The organism is Mesonia sediminis, from assembly GCF_042684705.1.
GTDB lineage: Bacteria > Bacteroidota > Bacteroidia > Flavobacteriales > Flavobacteriaceae > Mesonia > Mesonia sediminis.
Window position 1 is genome coordinate 43428 of record NZ_JBHULZ010000040.1, and the last position, 22333, is coordinate 65760.

Below are 22333 nucleotides of genomic sequence, written 5' to 3' on the forward strand. Positions count from 1 at the left end.
GTAGTATTTTTTCCAAAAACCTTGACAGCCTTATCCACGCCACAAGAACATACGGCTTTCTTTTTTTATTGTTTTTCTTTTAAAAAATTAATGGTGCGAAGCGTAGCGAAGCAATTTTAAATTGGATAGCTATGTCAACTTTTGAACTGAAAACACACCAAATCGGAAGAATCTACTCGCAACCTCATTTTTTTATCCTGAACAAAGGGCAAAACAGCGGAAAGCCTTTAATAAATCCCTGTCCTAATTGCTTTGTGGTAACTGTACCAACAGAAGAAGAAAAAAACACCCTTTATCATTTATCAATGATGCTACAAATAGGTGGTTTCTATGCGTATCATCTAAAAGGTAGTGTTATTCCATTCATTTCTGTAAATGATTGCAGAAACACGCTTAAAGATGGTTACAATTCTATGCTAATTGAATTTGAAGAATTACAAAAGCATATTAACATAGTGTCAGCAATTAGCAAAAAAGAAGCTGAACTTCAAAAAGTAATTTCAAAAATGGCAGATTTAAAAGTGTCATACATACAAAATCTATTTTCTAAAAAGCAAAATCGGGCAACAAAGGGCAACAAAAACCAAATCAATCTATTAGCATAGTATTTGCCATATATTACTTGTGTTGGTTAAAGACCGTACCAAGTCCGTACCAACTTCGAACAAGTATTAATTTTAAATTTTATATACAATGGGTGTTATTTCACAAGGAATCCTGGGCGGTGTATCAGGTAAAGTAGGAAACGTAGTTGGTGCTTCTTGGAAAGGTATTGACTATTTGAGAATTAAGCCTTCAAATGTGGCAAATCCACGAACAGAAGGACAAGTTAACCAAAGAAACAAGTTTACTGTTACTTTGGAGTATCTTCAACCGAATTTAGGTTTTATCAAGAAAGGGTATAAATCTTATGCGGTACAAAAAACAGAGTTTAATGCAGCAATGTCATATGTATTGAATAATGCTATTACAGGAGCTGCACCAAACTTTACAGTAGATTATGCTTTAGCTTTATTAAGTAGAGGTAATCTATCTGGAGCATTGAACCCTGCAACAGATTTAGCAACTGCGGGACAAGTAGAATTTACTTGGGATGACAACTCTGCTGAAGGTAATGCAAATGCAACCGATAAAGCAATGGTTTTAGTTTACAATCCAAGTAAAAAAGAATCAATGTATATTCTTGATGGTGCTGATAGAACTGTAGGATCACAAATCATTACAATTCCAAGTACCTATGCAGGTGATACTGTTGAGCTTTTTATGGCATTTATTACTGCTGATGGTAGTATCGTCTCAAACAGCGTTTATTTAGGCTCTGGAACAGCTAATTAACGGTTGATGTTTAAATAATAAAACCGTTCTACACGAACGGTTTTATTTTTATCGTTTAATAAGTTCCTAATTTTATCTATTATTTCTTTCCTTTGATTAGTTCTTATAATCAAATATTTGTTGCCTTATTGTTGCCTTTTTAATTGAAATCCCTTATAAATAAGGGTTTCTTAATTTCCGAGTAGGAATCTCAGAAGCAATGAACTATACACGTTGTTGTGCCTCGTTTTTTATTTCTATCAGTTTATATTTATTCAACGACCTTTCGATTTCATTCGATGACAGAAGCGGTTTCATTTCCAAATGTGCAAATCCAAAAGCGTTTCCTTGAACCAAAGCAGGTAAATATTGATTGTCAAATTCCACTACAATTCCAACGTCGATTAAGTTCGAGTATTTTGCACTTGCGTTTTTTGATTCTTCTGAATCAGGACTACAAATAATTTGACTGTGATAACTGCTTGTAGTCCCTTCAAGTAACTTATCGATTTCACTTTTCCTAACTCCAGAAATTTTGCTTAACATTCTATTCCATTTGGAATCTAACTTTTTCACCTTTTTAGTTTGTGTTATGGCGTCAGTGAAATAGAGTAGTGTTCGGGCAATTTTGATATCTGTAATCTTATTCTTTTCTTTAATTTTTATTGCTTGTTCGTTAGGTTGGTACTTTTCTGTTTTCTCTCGAATTTTGACAGTCATTGCTTCGTCAGCGATATTTTGTGAATCGGCTTTTTCTGGTAGGCAGTCAATTTCGATATAGGAATTTTCAAATTCAAATACCACTCTTACAAATTCAGTCCAAACGCTGTTGGGTTCGGAGTTTTTTAATTTCCGAATTAAGCTTTTTTCTATGTCTTTAAACAGATAATTCAATTTTTTTCAAATGAGGCACAACTCGTTTTATCAACCCAAATATACTCTTTTAAAACAATTTCTTTATTGGATAAAGTGTAACTAAGTTATTGAGGAGTGAATGTGTTAGAGTCAGTTTTAACCAGTAGAGGCAGATTTAGTTTATAAGCTACAAGGAGCGCAATGAAATAAATTGTTTCATGAGTCTTATACATTTATCCTTGCCATAGATACCATAACAATCTGGAGGCATGCCTTTGAATTAAAGGCCTACTATTTTACCGTTTCTTTAAAGATACATTTTTGATACATTTTAATAAAGAAAAAGGATAAGCCAGGTTGGGAATGTAAAGCAATGCAGACGAGAGATTTTCCTCAAAAAAAAGGAATCGGTGCTCAAATGAATCCAACAGGCTACCGCCTGAAATTGGATTTTTTGTTTTTATGCCCTTTAAAGCTGCGCTTTAGGGCTATCTATACTAGGATTAACTGCGTTGATCCTCAAAAAGGAATCGGTGCTCAAATAAATCCAACAGGCTACCGCCTGAAATTGGATTTTTTGTTTTTATGCCCTTTAAAGCTGGGCTTTAGGGCTATCTATACTAGGATTAACTGCGTTGATCCTCAAAAAGGAATCGGTGCTCAAATGAATCCAACAGGCTAGCGCCTGAAATTGGATTTTTTGTTTTTATGCCCTTTAAAGCTAGGCTTTAGGGCTATCTTTACTAGGATTAACTGCGTTGATCCTCATTAAGGGATCGTTGCTCAAATGAATCCAACAGGCTACCGCCTGAAATTGGATTTTTTATTTTTATGCCCTTTAAAGCTAGGCTTTAGGGCTAAAAATAAAAAATCCAATCACTCTCGTGATTGGATTCCTTTGGTCGGGATGAGAGGATTCGAACCTCCGATCTCGCGCCCCCCAGACGCGCACTTTAACCGGACTAAGCTACATCCCGAATGTTGCAGCGCAAATATACTTAAGTTTTTGACAATTTACCAAATATTAAAAGGCTTAATCTGCACCAGATAATTAGCCTCGTATTGCGTAGTATACTAAACTTTTCATTACCAAGACGCTAAGCTTTTAGTCGCTTTTAGACTCCGATTAATCTTTTGTTAAACTAACCTATAACCGTTCGCTATTATCCAATTTACTTGCACCTTTGCAAAATGCCTTCCACGACTTTAACACATAAGAAAAAGCAACAGATTATTCTCTGGGTGCTAGGAACCTTAATTGCTCTAGGTCCGCTTTCTATTGATATGTATTTGCCAGCTTTTGAACAAATAGCACAGGATTTTAGTATACCCAAATCACAAGTAGGTTATTCGCTTACCACTTATTTTATCGGAATTGCTCTGGGGCAATTAATGTACGGTCCGGTGATGGATAAGTTTGGTCGTAAAACTCCACTGTTATTCGGCTTAGTGTTGTATATCTTTGCCGCTTTAATTTGCTTTTTCTCTCCCAATATTTGGTGGCTCATGGCTGCACGTTTTTTACAAGCCATAGGTGCTTCGGCAGGTATGGTCGCTTCAAAAGCTGTGGTGCGCGACGTTTTTAAACCCGAAGAAGTAGCCCGGGCCATTTCATTTTTAATGCTCATTATGGGAGGTGCGCCCATTGTGGCTCCTACTCTAGGCGGCTTTATCATTCACCACCTGCATTGGCCCTACATCTTTTTGGCTTTGGTTATTGTCGCCAGCTTGATGTTTGTAAGTGTGTTTAGGTTTCTACCCGATAATTTTCCTGCCGATTATAGCGTAAACCTGAATCCGATTGAGGTAACCAAAAAGTATGTGGGTATTTTTAAAAACAAAATTTTCCTCACCTACTCGCTTGCCGGTAGTTTATGCATAGGAGCGCTATTTGCTTATATCGCCAATGCGCCAGTTTTATTTACCGATAAATTTCATTTCACCGAATTGCAATTCGGTTGGTTATTCGGTTTAAACGCCGCAGGACTTATTGCGGGAAGTCAGTTAAACCGGGTGGTACTCAAACGATTTAGCACCTACCAAACCACTAAATTTGTTGGTTTTATTCTGCTGGTATTTAGTATTTTACTGGTAGTTTTCTCGTTGTATGTAGATCATTACATCAGTATATTAGGTTGCTTGTTTGTAATATTATTTTTATTGGGTTTTCAAAACCCCAATACCACTGCCCTATCGCTTTATCCGTTTACACGAAAAGCCGGACGAGCTTCGGCGTTGGTAGGCAGTTTTAAAATGATTTTAGGAGCGGTCTCCTCCTTTGTAATCAGCTCATTTTCTGGGCAGTATTTATTGCCTATGGCCATTTGTATTTTTCTTTGTTTTTTACTGAGCTATGTTTTACTGATTGGTTTTGAGTGGAAAGAAAAAGCCGCCGTAAGTTTTTTAAAAAGTGCAAAATAAGTGTACCTTAGTAAAACACTAATGCTAAACAGACCTAATTATGCCCAACACCTTAGACGGAGCTTACCAATCGCTTTTTCAACCTGAATTAATCGCCGAAATTGAAGACGTTGGTGTGATTAAAGAGGTAAAAGCCGGTGAAGAGCTGATACAAGTAGGCGACTATATACGCTCTATGCCTTTATTACTAGATGGTGCGATTAAAATTTCGCGTGTAGATGAAGACGGATATGAGTTATTGCTCTATTTTTTAGAGCGCGGCGAAACCTGCGCCATGACCCTTAGTTGTTGTGTGGGGCACAAACAAAGTGAAATTAAAGCTGTAGCTGAATTAAACTCTACTTTACTCATGGTTCCCGTTTTTAAAATGGAAGAATGGTCTTCTAAGTATAAATCTTGGCGCAATTATGTTTTTGAAAGCTACCACAACCGCTTGATGGAAGTACTTTCGGCTATAGACAATATTGCTTTTACCAAGTTAGACGAGCGCCTTCTACGTTATTTAGAAAGCAAAAAGAAAATCAACCGTTCGGTTCATCTAGAAATGACTCACCAAGAAATAGCATCAGATTTAAACTCGTCGCGCGTGGTTATTTCTCGCCTATTAAAAAAACTAGAATATCAAGGTTACCTCAAAATTAATCGCAATAGCCTAGAACTACTAAAAGTCTAAACGTAGTTTGTTAGTTATAATCAAACATAAAAAAACCCAAACTTAAAGTTTGGGTTTTTCAATTTAATCAATGGTTATTAGTCAACTTTTAAAAATTTTCCGTTTCCGTCAAATTCCAATTCGGTACCGTTGTCTAAACCAATTTCGTGTTTACCGTCTTCATATTCCCATTCGGTAATCTTTTGTTCAGGATATTTATTTTGCACAAAGTAACTTACTTTTTCAGGAATTAAAGCCGCAGGAATTTCGGTATCACCTTTAATTTCGGTAAGGTAACCTTCAATATTAAAATCCATTTTAGCACCGTTTGCAAACTTCACTTGAAAAGCTTCTTGACGGTCATCTTTATCTATATTTACTTTATCTACCTTCCAAGCCTTATAATGCTTCTGAATAACATCTTTTGCTGGTTGTGGTAAGTCGTTTACGCTTTGAGCTTGCATAAAGCTAAAACTAAAAAGTGCCATTGCTCCACCTAAAATTATCTTTTTCATAATATTTTAAAATTTAAAATTCAACTTTGTTTTTATGTTTACCCAAAGCTATTAAAATAATTTCTGTCTTGTATTAAAATCATGTGAATTTAATTCGCTTTAACGTTATAGGCCTCCTTTTATAATTTAATTAAGGTTTAGGTAACTTAGGTTACGAAAAGTAGATCAATATACAAATACCTTTGTTTAAAATTAGAAACAATGAAGGTCAAGTTTTTACTGTATATTTTCGCTTTAAGCGGATTTTTAAGTCAAGCACAGGAATACAACCTGCTTACTCAACAGGAAGTATTAGCACAGGTGCAGAAAAAAAATGCTAAAATTAAAATTGCGGGGTACAATACGCGCATGGCGCAAGCCGACTATCAACAAAGTGCCGCGGTATTCTTACCCGAACTAGGAATTTCTCATCAGGCCACCACCACTACCAACCCCTTGATGGCCTTTGGGTCTAAACTCAATCAAGAAATCTTAACACCAATTGATTTTGACCCTATGCGCTTGAATAATCCAGAAGCCATAGAGAATTTTCAAACCAAGGCCAGCATACAAATGCCTTTACTTCATTTAGACGGTATTTATGAGCGAAAAGCAGCCAAAAAAGCCTGGCAAGCAGCTCAATACCAAGAACAGCACACACAAACTTTTATGATATATCAGGCCAAAATGGCTTATATGCAATTGCAGTTAGCACACAAAAACTATGCGGTATTGCAAAAAATTTTAGTCGCCGCACAAGCACACTTCAAAATGGCTCAAGACAATCGAGCCGCCGGTTACTTACAAGATGCCGATGTACTTTTGGTACAAATGCGAGTGAGTGATATTCAAACCAAGTTGAACTATGCTAAAAGTGCTATTCAAAATGCCTCTGATCATCTGAATTTATTGATGGGCAATAATTTGGCCACTGCCTACCAACCAGCAGATAGCCTGCAACTACAAATGGTTGCTTTAAATACAAATTATAATTTACAACAGCGTAATGATATAATGGCGAAGAAACAGGCTACCGAGGCTCAAAAGAATTTATTACGGGCAGCGCGCATGCAATTTTTACCCCAACTTGCAGCCTTTGGGAGCTACCAATGGCACGATGATGCACTATTTGGAACACAAGCCGAAGGCTATTGGATAGGTGCTCAAATAAGCTGGACACTCTTTGAGGGCGGCCAGCGATTTGCTAAAAACAAACGCGCTAAAAATGAATGGGAAAAAGCCGTTCTTGAAACCAAAGATTATGAACAAGAGAGTTTAGCAGAGCTTGAGCAAGCAAAACGCCAGTTACAAGATGCAGAGCGTGAAGTAGCACAAGCCGAATTGGCAGTAGAGCAAGCAAAAGAAGCGCTTCGCATAAGAGCTAACCGCTTTAAAGCCGGACTCGAAAAAACCACCGAACTTTTACAAGCAGAAGCGGTCTATGCACAAAAACGCTTACAGTATTACCAAAGCATTTATAGCTACAACCAAGCCTTATATTATGTCAACTTTTTAACCAATTAATGATGATAACACGATTCTATAAACCTTTACAAATGAAAAATATATTATTCCCTGTTGGCCTAGTCATAGCCTTATTGTTTATCTCATGCAATAAAGAACAGTCGGCTGCAAAAACTCAACAAGCCAATCCGGTTGCGGTAAACCTTTTCACGCTTAAAAAAGCACAAGAAAATCAACCTTATATTATGGTAAGCGGTACGGTCGCAGCCGATAATGCAGCGCAGATAAGCACTCGGCATATGGGTTATGTGAAAGCTGTGTATGCTAAACTAGGCGATAAAGTAAAAAAGGGTCAGAGCTTGATTAACATTAGCAATACAGAGCTTTCGGCTCAATTGGCACAGGTAAAAGCCAAGCAGACAGAGGCTAGAGCGGCTTTTCTAAATGCTCAAAAAGATTACGAACGCTATACCCAACTCTTTAAACAAAATAGTGCCACCCAAAAAGAACTAGATGATATGCAAACCCAATATAGCATGGCGCAAGCTCGCTTAAAGGCCGCGCAAGAAATGCAAAATGAAATTGAGTCGCAATTTGCATATACACAAATAAAAGCACCTTTCACCGGTACTATTACTAGCAAAAATGTTCAAGTAGGCGATTTAGCCAAACCAGGGCAGGTATTGATGCAATTAGAAGGTGACCAAAGTTTATTGGTTGAAACCCGTATCCCCGAATCCGATATTAATCGTATCAATCAGCAAGATAGTGTAGCGGTTTATTTAAGTAGTATTGACCAGCGACTTAAAGCCGAAGTCTTTGAGTTAAGTAATTCGGCACGCTTTACAGGCGGACAGTATACATTAAAAGTTCGTTTAATTAATCCGCCAGCGAGCGTAAAAGCTGGAATGTATGCACAGGTAAAACTCCCCATTGAATTAAAAAAAGACCACGAATTGCAAGCCGCTCCGCTTCTAATTCCTAAAGAGGCTTTGGTAAAACAGGGTCAATTAACCGGAGTGTTCACCCCTAGCCTTCAAAACACCGCCGTATTACGTTGGTTGCGCTTGGGTCAAGATTTTGGTGACCAAGTAGAAGTTTTGAGCGGTTTATCTCCTGAAGAACAAATTATTATTAATTCACAAGGCAGGTTGCAGAACGGAACCCCCATTGTTAAAAAATGAATCGGATGAAAGAAGGTATTGCTGGCAAAATTGCCAAATCGTTTATACAGTCAAAACTCACCATATTATTGATGATTGTTTTTATGGTGGTAGGCGTATGGAGTTCGTTTTTGATTCCGCGCGAAGAAGAACCGCAAATTGAAGTGCCGATGGCCGATATTTTTATCGGATATCCGGGAGCCAGTCCTCAAGAGGTAGAATCGCGTGTAATTGAACCACTAGAAAAGATACTCACCAATATTACGGGAGTAAAACATGTGCAAGCCGTAGCACAGAAAGATGGTGGGATGCTTATTGCTCAATTTTATGTGGGCGAAGATACCGAACGATCCTATGTTAAACTTTACAATGAGATTCAAAAACATATGGATTTGATGCCCAGCGGGGTAAGTATGCCTTTGGTAAAAACCAGAGCCATAGACGATGTACCCGTTCTAGGTTTAACCCTATGGAGCGAGCATCTAGATGATTATATGCTAAAACAAATCGCACAAGAAACTCGAAACGCCATTGAAAAAATACCCGATGTAAGTCAGACTTCAATCATTGGAGGCCGTAGTAAAGAAATGCGCATTAGCATAGACAAAAACAAGCTACGAGAGCGTCAACTTGATTTACAACAGGTGGTGCAATTAATCGGTGCCAACAACCATAAACAGTACGTAGGTAAATTTAATCAAAACGATACTGAGTACCAGGTTAAAACTGGTAGATTTTTAAAAAGCCAACAAGAAGTTGAACAATTAATCGTAGGCACACAAGCCGGTAAACCTGTTTATCTTAAACAAATTGCGCAAATAGAAGAAACCCCAGAGCGATCAACCACTTATGTCTCGCTTGGTTTTGGTAAGGGACACGATGCGCAACAAGACTTTCAAAGTGAATATCCAGCAGTAACCTTATCTATAGCCAAAAGAAAAGGTGCTGACGCTATGCAACTTGCCGATAAAATTTTAGAAAAAGTAGAGAGTCTAAGGGCTTCCACCCTAACTCCTGATGTACACGTAGAGGTAACGCGTAATTATGGTGAGACCGCTTCGCAAAAGGTAAGTGAACTATTATTGCACCTTATTGGCGCCATTATAGCGGTAACTTTGGTGGTTATGATGGCTATGGGCTGGCGCGGTGGTTTAGTGGTATTTTTATCTGTACCCATAACCTTTGCCTTAACCTTGCTAAGCTATTACATGCTCGATTACACCTTAAACCGTATTACCTTATTTGCTTTGGTTTTTGTTACTGGTATTGTGGTAGATGATTCTATTATCATTGCCGAAAATATGCACCGGCATTTTAAAATGAAAAAATTAGCATTTAAAGATGCTGCATTATATGCTATTAACGAAGTAGGAAACCCTACCATATTGGCAACTTTTACCGTAATTGCTTCGGTGTTGCCTATGGCTTTTGTGAGTGGTATGATGGGCCCCTATATGAGTCCGATGCCTATTGGTGCCTCTATTGCAATGATTCTATCTTTATTTGTAGCTTTAACCATTACCCCTTATTTAGGTTTTATTTTCTTGCGTGAAAAAGAGAAAAAAGAGGCTAAGCCTAAAGCTCAAAAAGAAGGAAGAGGTATAATTTATAATCTGTACAATAAATTCGAGCGTCCGCTATTAGAACGCAAAGCCTGGCGTTGGGGATTTTTACTGGGCACCTTCGGCATTTTATTTTTAAGTATGGGTTTATTTTTTACCGAGAGTGTTGCCGTAAAAATGCTACCTTTTGATAATAAGAATGAATTTCAGCTCATTATCGATATGCCCGAAGGCACAAGTTTAGAACGTACCGCAGTAGTGACCCGAGAAATCGGACAGTTTTTAAAAACTCGTCCAGAAGTAGTAAGTTATCAAAACTATGTGGGTACCGCAGCTCCTATAACCTTTAATGGTTTAGTGCGTCACTATGATTTACGTGCCGGTAGCCATACCGCCGATATTCAAGTAAATTTACGCGATAAGAAAGATAGGTCTGAGCAGAGCCATGCTATTGCAAAATTGCTAAGACCGCACATTCAAGCAATAGGCGATAAATTTGGTGCAAATATAAAAGTGGTAGAAGTACCTCCGGGTCCGCCGGTGTTATCGACTATAGTAGCCGAAATATATGGTCCCGACTATGATCAACAACTACAATTGGCTAAAGATATAAAACAACTTTTACGCACTACTTCAGATGTGGTAGATGTAGATTGGATGAGTGAAGACCCTTTTGAAGAGTACAATCTAATAGTTAACCAAGACAAAGCCATGCTTCAAGGTATAAGTACACAAAAAATTGTACAAACTGCACAATTGGCTTTGGCTGAACGGTCAATTGGTAGAGTTTACCAACCCGAAGCTGCAGAGGCCGTGAACCTTGTATTGAGTTTAACAAATGCTCAAAAGAATCATATTGACGCTATCACCGATTTAAGTATAAAAAATGCAAACGGACAAATGATTCCCTTGCATTCGTTAGTAAGTATTGAAAAACGCCAAGCACCACAAAGTATTTACCGCAAAGACCAAAAACGAGTGGTTTTTGTTACCGCCGATATGGCGGGAGTACTCGAAAGTCCGGTTTATGCTATTTTAGGAATGACCCAAAAACTAAAAGAATTGGATTTGCCAGTAGGTTATCAAATAGATGAGCTGTACTTAGGTTCCCCAGAAAATGAAACCGATTATACTGTTAAATGGGATGGAGAATGGCAGGTAACTTTAGAAGTTTTTAGAGATTTAGGTATCGCCTTTTTAGGGGTAATCATCATAATATATATGCTTATTGTAGGTTGGTTTCAAAACTTTAAAGCCCCTATCGTAATGATGGTAGCCATCCCATTGTCTTTAATAGGCATTATTCTAGGGCATTGGATGATGGGCGCCTTTTTTACGGCTACCTCATTTATTGGTATGATTGCCTTGGCAGGTATTATGGTGCGTAACTCAGTACTACTCATTGATTTTATTAACCTGCAACTTGCCGAAGGAATGCCTTTTAAAGAAGCGGTGATTGAAGCGGGTGCAGTACGTACTACCCCTATTCTGCTTACAGCTGGGACAGTGGTCATTGGCGCCTTTGTAATTTTGTTTGATCCAATATTTCAAGGACTGGCTATTTCACTAATGGGTGGTACCATAGCCTCTACTTTTTTAACGCTACTGGTAGTGCCGTTGGTGTATTACTTAGTTGAGCGTAAAAATCATCCGTAAAGTAAAAGATAAATGCTAAATAAATAATTAAATAAAAATAAAGAATATGATTAATAGATGGATAAGAGCAATTGCTGGTAGTTTTGTTATAATAAGTGTTTTACTGGCCGTATATGTAAACTTGAATTTTTTATGGTTTACAGGTTTTGTAGGAATTAATCTCCTGCAGTCCTCCCTTACTAAATGGTGTCTTATGGAAGATATCCTCAAAAAATTAGGGGTAAAAGAAGCAGGAGATTGCTGCTCAAGATAAGAGTAAATTCTTGAAAATTATAAATGGGTCGTCTAAGCTAATGCTAGATGACCTTTTTTTATTTTAAATTTTAATTTGATTAAAAGTAGTAGGCTTGTGAGCTAAAATACTTTTTATGGCGTTGGGGTACTTTTAATAATAAAACAAGAGGTTTCTTATGATTTTAAAGTACACAATTCCGCTTAAAGCGGATGTATATACCGTATAGGTACAAAGGGTTAAAATATAAATGGAACGAAATTTGACCTAAGTTTAAAAAACATCATCATGAAAAATATTGTACTTCTTTTATTACTCACTTTCGGTAGTGAAACAGTGTTTGCAGACTGCTCGATGAGTGGAATAACTTTCTTTCCAGAAGAAAGAGAAATTGGCTTAAATTCAAAATTTATCATCCAAGGATACGCTTCAAGTCAAAAAACAATTAATAGTTTCAAAAACAAAAAAGTTTATCTTGAAAGTGAAACCGGTGAATTAATTGAACTGAATCTTGAAGAAATACACGTAGGACAAATGCAGTTAACCCAAGCTGTTTTTTGTTCCTCTATAGAATTAAAACCCAATACAAAATACTATATTAATTACGCTGACCAATTTAAAAATGAAAAAAGAGAGAGCGTTTATTGGAGAACAACAGACAAAAAGGAACTCGAGCCGCTAAAGTCTAATCTGAAAATTGAATTCGAAAAAACCGAAGTTATACATTATGGTTGTGGACCAGCTGCTAATGCTATTTTCGTTATTAAAAATAACCCCGAATCTGAAATTTGGTACAAGACTGAAGTGGTTGACTTAAGCTCCGACATTAAAAAAACATTTTATATTAAAGCTCAGAATGCCAAACTAAATGTTGGACATGGAATGTGTTCGGGTGCATTTAGATTTAAAAATAAAGGAAAATATAAAGTTAGGTTCACGCCAATGAATACTGAAGGGAAATCATTAAAAACAACCGATTGGACAACCTTTAAAAGTCCGTTTAGTTACTAATATATTCTATGCCCATTGCTAAATCTATGATTAATGGCTTGTCTTCGCTTACTTTTAATTCGTAAAGTATTGGCAGATGCAGGACTATTTGCTTGGTGAATACTTGCCAAGTTAACCGTAAAATTATAAAGCTTCGCATAGTCAAAATCCTTTTTCTAAAACAATTGATTCTATTTGAGCATTTACTTTATCTGCTCGCTTTATAGATAAATTCCTACATCCCAATGTTTAAGGCTATATTTAAGTCAACGCAATTCTAGTTGCTCGTGCAGCTCATTTGCTATATATCTGCATCAGAATGTAATTTACCTATATGTTTGGCATATGAAATCTCTTATTGGTCACGCCCAATACTTAGTACTATTTTTTCTTTTAAGCAGTAGCTACATTTTCTAAACAAAACGCGGATCTTTACGTACGGCTTGTTTTTCTATACTGCTCACTATAATGCTGGGGTACTCATAAGCGTAGGTGAGCTTACCTACAATTTTATAAATACCCATACCATAAATAGGGAATTGATTGTAAGTTGCTGGAAAATGTACCGTATCAAAAACTTCAAACCAAGCGTCATAGAAAGTTCCAAAAGCCATATATGCCCCTTTGCTGGTTTTTGTGGTTTTTAAGCAAATTAAATCGCCGTAAATACAAATGCTTTTACCTGCCCAAGAAGAGAAGTGGCGCACGCCTAGCTTGCTGCTTATTTTATGTTGAAGCAGTTGAAACGGATGGTACACATGAAATCCCAAAAGATGCATTTGGTCATAAGCATCACTCAAAAAATTTTGTTCTAAAGCCGGTAACTCATATTTCTTTGTGGGATTTACAAATAGCTTTTGTTGCCAGCGATTGACTTGCTGTTGATACGGATTTGTAGAAAGCTGAAAATGAGCTTGCCAAAGCAATTCATATTTAGATTGCCCCGTGAATCTAAAGGCTCCAGCATTAATCAAAATACTTACTTGCTCGATAGAAACATTTAGCCGATTTAAAAAGTCTTCGAGCGAGCGGAATGCGCCACCAAAATTTCTTTCTTCTAAAAGTAATTGTATGTTTTTTTGTTCTAGTTCTTTTAAGTATCCCAGACCCAAATAAACATCTTGTTTATCAATAGTTAGAGCAAAATGACTCTGGTTTACACAAGGCAAATGCACACGCCCTCCGCAGTTTCGCAGCTCTTGCAAGTAGGTTTGCATACCATAAAATCCGCCTCCATTATTAATAACAGCCACCATAAATTCTAGAGGAAAATAACATTTTAAGTACAAACTTTGATAGCTCTCTACCGCATAAGATGCCGAATGCCCTTTAGGAAAAGCATATCCGGCAAAAGAAGCTATCTGTCCCCAAATTTCATGTATAATTTCTCTGGAGTAACCTTTTTGCAGGCAGTTGCTAATAAACTTTTGTTTTATGCGCTGCATTTGATCTTTAGACGTTTTTTTACCGCTCATACCACGGCGTAAAATATCGGCATCTTCTAAGTCTAAGCCAGCAAAGTGATGCGCTACCTTCATCACATCTTCTTGATATACCATAATACCGTAAGTATCGGGCATAATCTGATTCAAAACCGGGTGCGCTTCTTTTCTTTTTTCGGGTTGTCGGTGTCTTTTGATGAACTCTTCTTTCATACCTGCACTAGAAACCCCGGGGCGTATAATCGAGCTGGCAGCAACTAAATTCAGGTAATTATCGGTTTTTAGTTTGGTTAACAAAGCACGCATACCGGGAGACTCAATATAGAAAACGCCCATGCAATCGCCTTGAGCTAGCAGAGCATTTATACGCGTGTCTTGTTTAAAGTCATCTACCTTATTGATGTCTTTAAGTTTAGCCTGAGGTTGATTGGCTTTTATTAAAGCGAGTGCATCGGTGATTTTTGAAAGACCACGCTGAGCCAAAATGTCAAATTTATGTATACCAGCTTCTTCGGCAATATGCATATCTATTTGTATGGTAGCAAAACCCTTGGGTGGCATAAAAGTGGCGGCATAATGAAAAACCGGTTGATTTAAAATGAGAATACCACCAGAATGCACGCTTATATAATTGGGAAAACCTGCTATGTATTTGCTGTAGCGTAACACCAAGCGCTCTAAATGATCGAGCTGATTATCATTAAACCTCCCTTTACTCAAACGGTCTATTTGTGCTTTGGGCAAACCAAAAACTTTACCCAACTCCCTAATTACCGCTTTGCGTTTAAAAGTCACATAAGTACCCATCAAAGCGGTATGCGTATATTTAGAGAAAATATACCGGGTGATGTCATCTCTATCTTTCCAAGAAAAATCGAGATCAAAATCGGGAGGTGAACTGCGTCCTGCATTGATAAAGCGTTCAAAATACAAATCGAGTTCAATAGGATCTACATTGGTGATTTCTAAAATGTAAGCCACTACCGAATTGGCTCCACTACCCCGCCCAATATAGGCGTAATTCTTTTTTTGAGCGTAGCAAATAATATCATAATTAATAAGAAAGTAAGAAACAAAACCCAACTTAATAATTGCATTCAGCTCGGTTTTTACCCGTTGCATCACCTCCACCGATGCTTGTGGGTAACGTTTAGGTAGCTTTTGGTAGCACAAATCTTTTAATCGCTTTGTATCTTCCTCTTGAGTTTTGCCCAGTAGCTGTAAGTTTTTATTGTATTGTACCCCAAACTTAAAATCTACCCGACAGTTAGCCAGTAATTCTTGAGTTTGCTTGAGCAAATAGTCGATACCCTTACAGGACTGCGTTATTACTTCTGGGGTATAAAAAGTGTGTTTTGCTTGGCCTTGCTGCGCTTCAGGCAGTTTGCTTAACAAGCAATTTAAATCGATGCTTCGCAGTAACCGATGTGCATTAAAATCTTTTTTGTTTCTAAAACTTAGGCTTTGTAAGAACACCAGTTTTTCTTTTGGATAGGCTAATTTATTCCGCTTTAGCGAAAGTAAATCCGTAAAGCTAACTCCCACGTAATGCTGGGATAAAAGTGAAAAGCTTACTAACTTTTTTAGGGCATGTATCGGATATATGAAATAACAATTAGGTAAATTAGGCGCTTGAAGCGGAAAGTCTTGCTGCTGCTCTAAATACTGTGATAAAAACCGATTGAGCTCATAATATCCTTGGTTGTTTTGCGCGATTCCTACGTAGAGTTGTTGATGTTCGTTTCTAAAATCTACTCCTACACGCGGACAAACACCGCGCTTTTGCGCATGCTTTATAAACGATAAGCAAGCCGATGTTGAGTTGATATCGGTTAATACAAAATCTTGAACACCCTGTGCTAAAACCCAGTCACAGAGCTCATCTTCTGGTATTACCCCGTAGCGCAATGAAAACCAAGAATGACAGTTTAAATACATTGTTATTGTTTTCTGTGAGCCAAAACCATAGGAGGTTCACCGTTAAACGGATTTCCCATGCCGCCAATACTTTTACTATCTAGTGTAGAAGCCTTTAAAATGCTGCGTTCTCCAAACCTGTTTTTTATCTTATCAATAGACTGGTATAAATCGATTAATTTTTGTGAATCATCAAACAAATCAATTTGATGATGCCCCCCTACTAGCCCCGAAAACTTAAGCCCGATAAGTCTTATGAGCACTCTTCTTTGGTACAGCTGGTCAAAAAGTGCTAAGGCTTGAGGAACCAGTAAATGATCTGCACTGGTATAGGCTATTCGGGTTTGTTTGCTTTGCGTTTGGTAATCGGAGTATCTGATTTTTACCGTAACAATTGAGGTTAATTTTTGTGCGTTTCTTAGTTGATAAGCCAAGCTTTCTGCCATGGCTTGTAGGCTATTTTTTAAACGCACTACATCTATTGTGTCTCGGTTAAAAGTGCGCTCCATAGAAATTGATTTGCGCTCGTGATACGGTATAATGGGGCTATTGTCTATACCCTGTGCACGCAACCAAATGGTTTTTCCGTTTTTACCCAATACCTGCTCAATCACAGCCAAAGGCATTTCTTGCAAAGTTTGTATGCGTTGTATGCCCATTTGCACTAATTTGGTGTAGGTTTTTTGACCTACCATAGGAATTTTTCTGGTTGATAGCGGAGCTAAAAAATGCTTTTCTGTTCCTTGAGGTATATAACGCTCATTATTGGGTTTAGCCTCGCCTGTAGCTATTTTTGAAACTACTTTGTTTTGAGATAAGCCTACAGATATAGGCAAACCGCTCTCTGCAATGATCTTTTTTCTGAGGTCAAAAGCAAATTGCTGCGTACCAAAAAACCGATCCATTCCGGTTAAATCAACATAAAATTCGTCTACACTGGCTTTCTCGAAAGCAGGTACCTCTGCCCTTATGATTTCGGTCACCAAGTGAGAATATTGCGTATAAGTAGAAGCGTTGCCTTTTATCACAATAGCTTGCGGACAAAGTTTGCGGGCCACTTGCATAGACATACCGCTGTGTATACCATAACTTCTAGTCTCATAACTGCAAGCCGCCACTACGCCACGATCGCCTAAGCCACCTACCAAGATGGGTTTTTGCTGCAATCGATTGTCTAAAAGACGCTCTACAGATACAAAAAATGTATCTAAATCGAGGTGTAATATAGCTTGAGGTTTCATTGTTTTTAAGGATTTATTCCTTCTTAATGGATTTATTCCAAAATTAAAACAATAACTAGAGTTTTGTATGTTTATACGTGTTAAATTTTACCAGCTAAAAAACAACTATTTGATTTACAGTTAAGTAAACAAACAAATTCTTAATTCATAAAATTCACCCGGCACGTCTACTGTTTATATCTATACAAAGTTTGTTTGCTTCTTATTAAAGCTTTATCATAAGTATCCTGAGTCCACGGTGAGTCCACAGTAAGTCCACAGTAAGTCCACTAAAAAGTGGACTAAGGTATAGGCATACTAGATTCAATATGGATTTAGAATAAAGACAATATGATTTAAACCCTGCTTTGATATAAGTTTAGTATACTTAAAAACTAAATCAGCTTTAAGGAAATGTGATTAAAGGGAGTAATTAATTTTAATTACCGTCTCGGATTTAAAATGCAGCATTTAATGAATCAGGTATTCCATTAAAACTTAGCACGCAAAAATTAAAGCATTTAGAGCTAAATTAAGAGGAGTAAGAAGAACTGAATTCTTCCTGTATAGACTTGAAAAATTATTTGCTTAAAAACTCAAAAACCCAGAAAATAGTTTTGATCCCATTATTAGTCATCAATAAGAGATACCTGATAAAAACGAAAAACCCTTACTAAAAAATAGTAAGGGTTTTTGTGATCGCGACAGGATTCGAACCTGTGACCGTCTGCTTAGAAGGCAGATGCTCTATCCAGCTGAGCTACGCGACCATTGCTGTTAGCGGTTGCAAATATATAACTGTTTTTAAAAAAATCAAGCTGTTTTCTAACTAATTTTATTTTTTTTTATTTTAACCTGAGCAACCTACTCAAAATCAAATTTGAAGATTTAATTTTTTTTGAAGTATACCGTTTTGGCATTTACAAATTCTTTGATTCCAAAAGTACCTAGCTCTCGACCATAACCCGATTCTTTGGTGCCACCAAAGGGTAGTCTTGGATCGCTTTTTACCAATTCATTCACAAAAACCGCTCCGTCATCAAACTGCCCGATCAAAGCTTCGGCCCTTTCGTAATCTTCGGTAAAAATAGAAACTCCTAGTCCAAATTTAGAGCGGTTAACCAAATCAATCGCTTCTAAATCGGTTTTAAAGGGAGTAATTCCCATTACGGGTCCAAAGGTCTCTTCTTCAAAAATACGTGCTTTTTTATGCACATCGATTACAACAGTGGGTTCAAAATAAGTTTTTCGGCGTTTGCCACCTAGAATTAAGCGAGCGCCTTTGGTAAGTGAATCTTCGAGTTGTTTTTCTAGTTCTTCGGCTAAATCTTCTCGCGCCATTACACCAATAAAGGTATCTTCATCTTGAGGGTTTCCACTTTTTAATTCGCGTACCTGCGTGATGAATTTCTCAACAAATTCAAGATAGACAGATTCTTGAACCAAAAGCCTTTTTCCCGCAATACAGCTTTGCCCTGTATTCTGAAAACGCGCTTGAACGCATGTTTTTACGGTTTCTTCTAGGTTGGCATCTTCAAAAACCACTAGAGCATTACTTCCACCCAATTCCAATACCGAAGGTTTTATTAATTCGCTTGCTTTTGAAGCTACTGCGCTACCTGCCGGTTTGCTACCGGTTAGACTTACGGCTTTAACCCGATCGTCTTTGAGTATGGAATTTACCTTCTTGCTACTAATCACTAAATTTTGGTAACAACCTTCGGGAAAACCGGCTTCATTAAAAGCTTCTTCAATAAGTTCTGCACATCCCATCACATTGCTAGCGTGCTTTAAAAGCACTGTATTACCAGCCATTAAGGTAGGTATAGCAAACCTGAATACTTGCCAAAACGGATAATTCCAAGGCATAACGCCCAAAATTATCCCTAAAGGGTCATAACGCACCAAAGATTTATACGCATCGGTTTCGATAACTTCATTCTGCAAAGCTTCGGCTGCGTTGTCGGCATAATAATCACAGACCCAAGCACATTTTTCAACTTCGGCTTTAGCCTGGCTGATGGGCTTACCCATTTCTTGGGTAATCATCGCTGCATATTTATCGGTATTTTCACGTAAAACTTGGCCTATAGCTCGTACAAATTTAGCACGACTACTCAAGCTATGCGTGCGCCAAACTTTATATTGTTTTTCGGCGCGTTTAAGTTTTTTATTGAGTATTGATTTTGTGTCTTGGCGGTATTTTTTTATGGTCTCTCCCGTGTACGGATTTATAGATTTAATCATAGTTTCATTTTAGGTTAAAAATAAGCATCTGTAGTAGAATTCAATTTTTTATTAAGATGATTTTAACGTGTAGCTCTAGGCATTTTCTGTATTTTTATTAAAAACTAGTTTTATCTGTTATGAAATCAAGATCTGAAGCACTTTTTCAGTTAAGACCAAATTTAAATCTAGCTACCTCTCCCCTTCAAACTCCGCTTGAGCATTTTCAAAACACTTGTTTACGACCTATTTTAAAATTCCAGAATGAGTTGCTGTTAGAGGTTTTTAAAATGCATATCCGCAAAAGGAAAAACCTGTTTTATAGTTTAAAAAAAGAGGATCGCCCAACGTATATTTCAAATGAAATCAACAAAGACAATCAGCTAAGAAAATTACTACAAGGAATCACTCTAGCACTTTTCACCCTTGAGGAAATGGATTTCTACCAGGAAAATAAATCTGAGGTTAATAAACGTATCAACAGGCTTATCGCGCAACGCTTAATCGATCAGCTACAGCTACTAGAAGCTTAAAACATTTAAAAACTATGCGTAAACCGCGAAAGAAAAAAGTAAAAAGCAAAAAATCAATTGTTAACCAAATACCAGGAAAGGTAGTTTATGTAGGAGAAAAACAAACCCAAGATACCCTAATAGAGGTATTTGAATACAGTAAAGACTTTTTAACCTATAAAAAGTTGGCACAGGTTGAAGAGGCCTTTGCCTATAAAGACAGTAAAAATATTGCTTGGATAGATTTTGATGGCTTGAACAATACCCAAGCTATCGAATCTTTAGGAAATCACTTTGGCTTACACCCCTTATTGTTAGAAGATATTGTTAATACACGCCAACGGCCTAAAATAGATGTGTATGAAGATTATATTTTTATACAAATAAAAATGTTGTATTATGATACACAAGATGTTTTAATAAAAGAACACGTGAGCATTGCTTTTGGAGAAAATTATGTAATTAGCTTTCAAGAAGCAGAGAGCGACGTTTTTGATGGTGTAAGGGAGCGATTGCAAAATGCACAAGGCCGCTTGCGTACCTTTAAAACCGATTACTTAGCCTATGCCTTACTCGATGCTATTCTTGATCATTATTTTGAGGTGGTTGAACAACTGGCCGAAAAAGTTGAAAATTTAGAAGATAACCTGTTCACCAATAATGTAAACAACCAAACAGCGCTAGATATACAAGAATTAAAACGTGAAATTATTAGGGTGCGTAAGGCTATTTTTCCTGTTAAAGAAGTTATTGCACGCCTAGAGAACGGATCGCATAAACTCATAGAAGCACGTACCAAAAATTACTTGCGTGATTTGCACGACCACGGTATACAGGTAGCTGAAAATATTGAAATTTACCGAGAAATGACTTGGGGACTTATGGATATGTATATGAGTAGTATTTCTAACAAAATGAATGAAGTGATGAAGGTACTAACCATTATGGCAAGTATTTTTATACCCCTTACTTTCATCGCAGGTATTTACGGGATGAATTTTGATCATATGCCCGAGCTAGATTGGGAGTATGGCTACTATTATACTTGGGGAGTTATGATTTTAATAAGTTTGGCATTAGTAATTTACTTTAAGCGTAAAAACTGGTGGTAAAACGAAACAGCTTTTCTTTTTAGTAAACTGAACCAATGATTGCTTTAGTAGATAAACATTTTTTGATTTTGCTGGCAGGCTATGGATTTATTTCGGTTTTAGCCGGAATTATGTTGAGAACATACCCCCCTAAGAAGATCAATTCTTTTTATGGTTATAGCAGTTACCGCTCTCGAAAAAATAAAATCTACTGGTTTAAAGCGCAACAATTTGCGGCAAAATATATATTGCAAATAGGACTTATTAGCTTGTTTTGCGCTCCGTTAGATTTACTAGAAATATTTTTTCCTTTTTGGTCTGCTGCCTTTGGGTTAACTTTTATAGCCATAACAATCGTTTGGCTCATTTTAAAAGTTGAAAATGGTTTGAAAGCTTTAGAATAAGCTATTTAATTGGATTCAAGCTTTTGATTTTCTTTTTCGGTAATCTAACCAAATAAAAATTCCGTAAAGCAAAATACCAGCTCCACCAATATAATATAGACTTTCTTTTAGCTGGTTTATACTGCTAGAGAAATAAGCAATGGCAACACTTAAAGGAATAATACCAGCTAAGGTAGCCCCTATGAATTTAAAAAAATTCATTTTCATTCCACCGGCAATAAAACTGATGGCATCATTAGACAAGAATGGAGAAATGCGAAACAACAGCACGCTTAAAAACCCGTATTCTTTTACCCAAAAGCTTAATTTCTTATAATTTTTCTTTCCTGAAATTCGTTTGATATTGTGGTGCCCAATTTGTAATCCGAGTACATAGCCTAAACTCGAGGCAATAAACACACCGCTTACCGAAATGGCTACCGCTTCAAAAAAGCCATAAGCCAATGCCGCTACCACCATGGGCAACCAAGAAGGAACCACGATTAAAAACATCTGTAATACAATAATTAGCACTAAGATAAGCGCTCCCCAAAAACCAAAGCCACTTATAATTTTTTGTACCTCTTGGGTATTGCCCGCTAAGAGTGCCGCCCACAAATCTTGGGTAACCGATTTAAAGCTCGGAATAAAAGCATAGCAAAGCCCTAAAATGCCAAATACCAATAAACTAATGAAGACTGCGCTATATTTTTTTAGGAGATTTTGCATGCTATAAACT

General features: G+C 37.1%; 20 protein-coding genes and 2 tRNA genes. 13 read left to right on the forward strand and 9 right to left on the reverse strand.

From position 1 onward, the window contains the following. Window positions 1-131: 131 nt before the first annotated feature. On the forward strand, window positions 132-605 hold the full coding sequence (locus ACFSQ0_RS07530; protein WP_379046428.1) for a DUF6943 family protein: 474 nt from the start codon (window positions 132-134) through the stop codon (window positions 603-605). Between the two features lie 88 nt (window positions 606-693). Next, a complete protein-coding gene (locus tag ACFSQ0_RS07535; protein WP_106676379.1) occupies window positions 694-1335 on the forward strand; it encodes a DUF6266 family protein in 642 nt (213 codons plus the stop codon). A 204-nt stretch (window positions 1336-1539) separates the two neighbouring features. On the opposite strand, the gene ACFSQ0_RS07540 is transcribed toward ACFSQ0_RS07535, so the two are convergent. Beyond that, a complete protein-coding gene (locus ACFSQ0_RS07540) occupies window positions 1540-2208 on the reverse strand; it encodes a hypothetical protein (protein ID WP_379046431.1) in 669 nt (222 codons plus the stop codon). A gap of 334 nt (window positions 2209-2542) precedes the next feature. Between ACFSQ0_RS07540 and ACFSQ0_RS07545 the strand changes: the two genes are divergently transcribed. Further along, window positions 2543-2851 (forward strand): hypothetical protein, encoded by a 309-nt coding sequence (locus ACFSQ0_RS07545; protein WP_379046434.1) that lies wholly within the window; start codon window positions 2543-2545, stop codon window positions 2849-2851. Between the two features lie 217 nt (window positions 2852-3068). On the opposite strand, the gene ACFSQ0_RS07550 is transcribed toward ACFSQ0_RS07545, so the two are convergent. Then, window positions 3069-3146 (reverse strand) — tRNA-Pro (locus ACFSQ0_RS07550). A 214-nt stretch (window positions 3147-3360) separates the two neighbouring features. Here ACFSQ0_RS07550 and ACFSQ0_RS07555 point away from each other — a divergent pair. Both ACFSQ0_RS07555 and ACFSQ0_RS07560 read left to right on the forward strand, forming a co-directional pair. Next, window positions 3361-4590 carry a multidrug effflux MFS transporter gene (locus ACFSQ0_RS07555; protein WP_379046437.1) on the forward strand — a complete coding sequence of 410 codons (1230 nt, stop codon included), beginning with the start codon at window positions 3361-3363 and terminating at the stop codon, window positions 4588-4590. Window positions 4591-4630: 40 nt separating this feature from the next. Next, window positions 4631-5263: a Crp/Fnr family transcriptional regulator gene (locus tag ACFSQ0_RS07560; RefSeq protein WP_379046440.1), complete on the forward strand. Its 633-nt coding sequence runs from the start codon at window positions 4631-4633 to the stop codon at window positions 5261-5263. 77 nt (window positions 5264-5340) lie between these two features. Here ACFSQ0_RS07560 and ACFSQ0_RS07565 read toward each other — a convergent pair whose 3' ends face one another. Further along, entirely contained in the window at window positions 5341-5757 is a 417-nt protein-coding gene (locus ACFSQ0_RS07565; RefSeq protein ID WP_379046443.1) for a PepSY-like domain-containing protein, read from the reverse strand. Window positions 5758-5958: 201 nt separating this feature from the next. Here ACFSQ0_RS07565 and ACFSQ0_RS07570 point away from each other — a divergent pair, with 201 nt between their 5' ends. From ACFSQ0_RS07570 to ACFSQ0_RS07590, 5 genes are all read left to right on the forward strand, one after another. Next, window positions 5959-7260 (forward strand): TolC family protein, encoded by a 1302-nt coding sequence (locus tag ACFSQ0_RS07570; protein ID WP_379046446.1) that lies wholly within the window; start codon window positions 5959-5961, stop codon window positions 7258-7260. A 32-nt stretch (window positions 7261-7292) separates the two neighbouring features. Next, window positions 7293-8384: an efflux RND transporter periplasmic adaptor subunit gene (locus tag ACFSQ0_RS07575; RefSeq protein WP_379046448.1), complete on the forward strand. Its 1092-nt coding sequence runs from the start codon at window positions 7293-7295 to the stop codon at window positions 8382-8384. A 5-nt stretch (window positions 8385-8389) separates the two neighbouring features. Next, entirely contained in the window at window positions 8390-11581 is a 3192-nt protein-coding gene (locus ACFSQ0_RS07580) for an efflux RND transporter permease subunit (RefSeq protein WP_379046451.1), read from the forward strand. 46 nt (window positions 11582-11627) lie between these two features. Continuing rightward, on the forward strand, window positions 11628-11834 hold the full coding sequence (locus ACFSQ0_RS07585) for a YgaP family membrane protein (RefSeq protein WP_379046454.1): 207 nt from the start codon (window positions 11628-11630) through the stop codon (window positions 11832-11834). Window positions 11835-12101: 267 nt separating this feature from the next. Next, the gene (locus ACFSQ0_RS07590) at window positions 12102-12824 is read left to right on the forward strand and encodes a hypothetical protein (RefSeq protein WP_379046457.1); all 723 of its coding nucleotides are present in this window, start codon (window positions 12102-12104) and stop codon (window positions 12822-12824) included. Here the strand turns inward: ACFSQ0_RS07590 and ACFSQ0_RS07595 are convergent. From ACFSQ0_RS07595 to ACFSQ0_RS07615, 5 genes are all read right to left on the reverse strand, one after another. Further along, on the reverse strand, window positions 12814-12963 hold the full coding sequence (locus tag ACFSQ0_RS07595; RefSeq protein WP_379046460.1) for a hypothetical protein: 150 nt from the start codon (window positions 12961-12963) through the stop codon (window positions 12814-12816). The two genes, ACFSQ0_RS07590 and ACFSQ0_RS07595, sit on opposite strands and share 11 nt — an antisense overlap. A gap of 253 nt (window positions 12964-13216) precedes the next feature. Further along, a complete protein-coding gene (locus ACFSQ0_RS07600; protein ID WP_379046463.1) occupies window positions 13217-16183 on the reverse strand; it encodes a DNA polymerase III subunit alpha in 2967 nt (988 codons plus the stop codon). A gap of 2 nt (window positions 16184-16185) precedes the next feature. Beyond that, window positions 16186-17403 carry a DNA polymerase IV gene (dinB, locus tag ACFSQ0_RS07605; RefSeq protein WP_379046466.1) on the reverse strand — a complete coding sequence of 406 codons (1218 nt, stop codon included), beginning with the start codon at window positions 17401-17403 and terminating at the stop codon, window positions 16186-16188. A 675-nt stretch (window positions 17404-18078) separates the two neighbouring features. Next, window positions 18079-18152 (reverse strand) — tRNA-Arg (locus ACFSQ0_RS07610). A gap of 118 nt (window positions 18153-18270) precedes the next feature. Beyond that, window positions 18271-19629 carry an NAD-dependent succinate-semialdehyde dehydrogenase gene (locus tag ACFSQ0_RS07615; RefSeq protein ID WP_379046469.1) on the reverse strand — a complete coding sequence of 453 codons (1359 nt, stop codon included), beginning with the start codon at window positions 19627-19629 and terminating at the stop codon, window positions 18271-18273. A gap of 119 nt (window positions 19630-19748) precedes the next feature. Here ACFSQ0_RS07615 and ACFSQ0_RS07620 point away from each other — a divergent pair, with 119 nt between their 5' ends. Genes ACFSQ0_RS07620 through ACFSQ0_RS07630 form a run of 3 tightly spaced genes read left to right on the forward strand, consistent with a single transcriptional unit; the run spans window position 19749 to window position 21615 of the window. Beyond that, window positions 19749-20141: a glyoxalase gene (locus tag ACFSQ0_RS07620; protein ID WP_379046472.1), complete on the forward strand. Its 393-nt coding sequence runs from the start codon at window positions 19749-19751 to the stop codon at window positions 20139-20141. Window positions 20142-20155: 14 nt separating this feature from the next. Beyond that, window positions 20156-21232 (forward strand): magnesium/cobalt transporter CorA, encoded by a 1077-nt coding sequence (corA, locus tag ACFSQ0_RS07625; RefSeq protein ID WP_379046475.1) that lies wholly within the window; start codon window positions 20156-20158, stop codon window positions 21230-21232. Between the two features lie 35 nt (window positions 21233-21267). Beyond that, the gene (locus ACFSQ0_RS07630) at window positions 21268-21615 is read left to right on the forward strand and encodes an SdpI family protein (RefSeq protein WP_379046478.1); all 348 of its coding nucleotides are present in this window, start codon (window positions 21268-21270) and stop codon (window positions 21613-21615) included. A gap of 15 nt (window positions 21616-21630) precedes the next feature. Here ACFSQ0_RS07630 and ACFSQ0_RS07635 read toward each other — a convergent pair whose 3' ends face one another. Next, a complete protein-coding gene (locus ACFSQ0_RS07635) occupies window positions 21631-22323 on the reverse strand; it encodes a TVP38/TMEM64 family protein (protein ID WP_379046481.1) in 693 nt (230 codons plus the stop codon). Window positions 22324-22333: the final 10 nt, after the last annotated feature.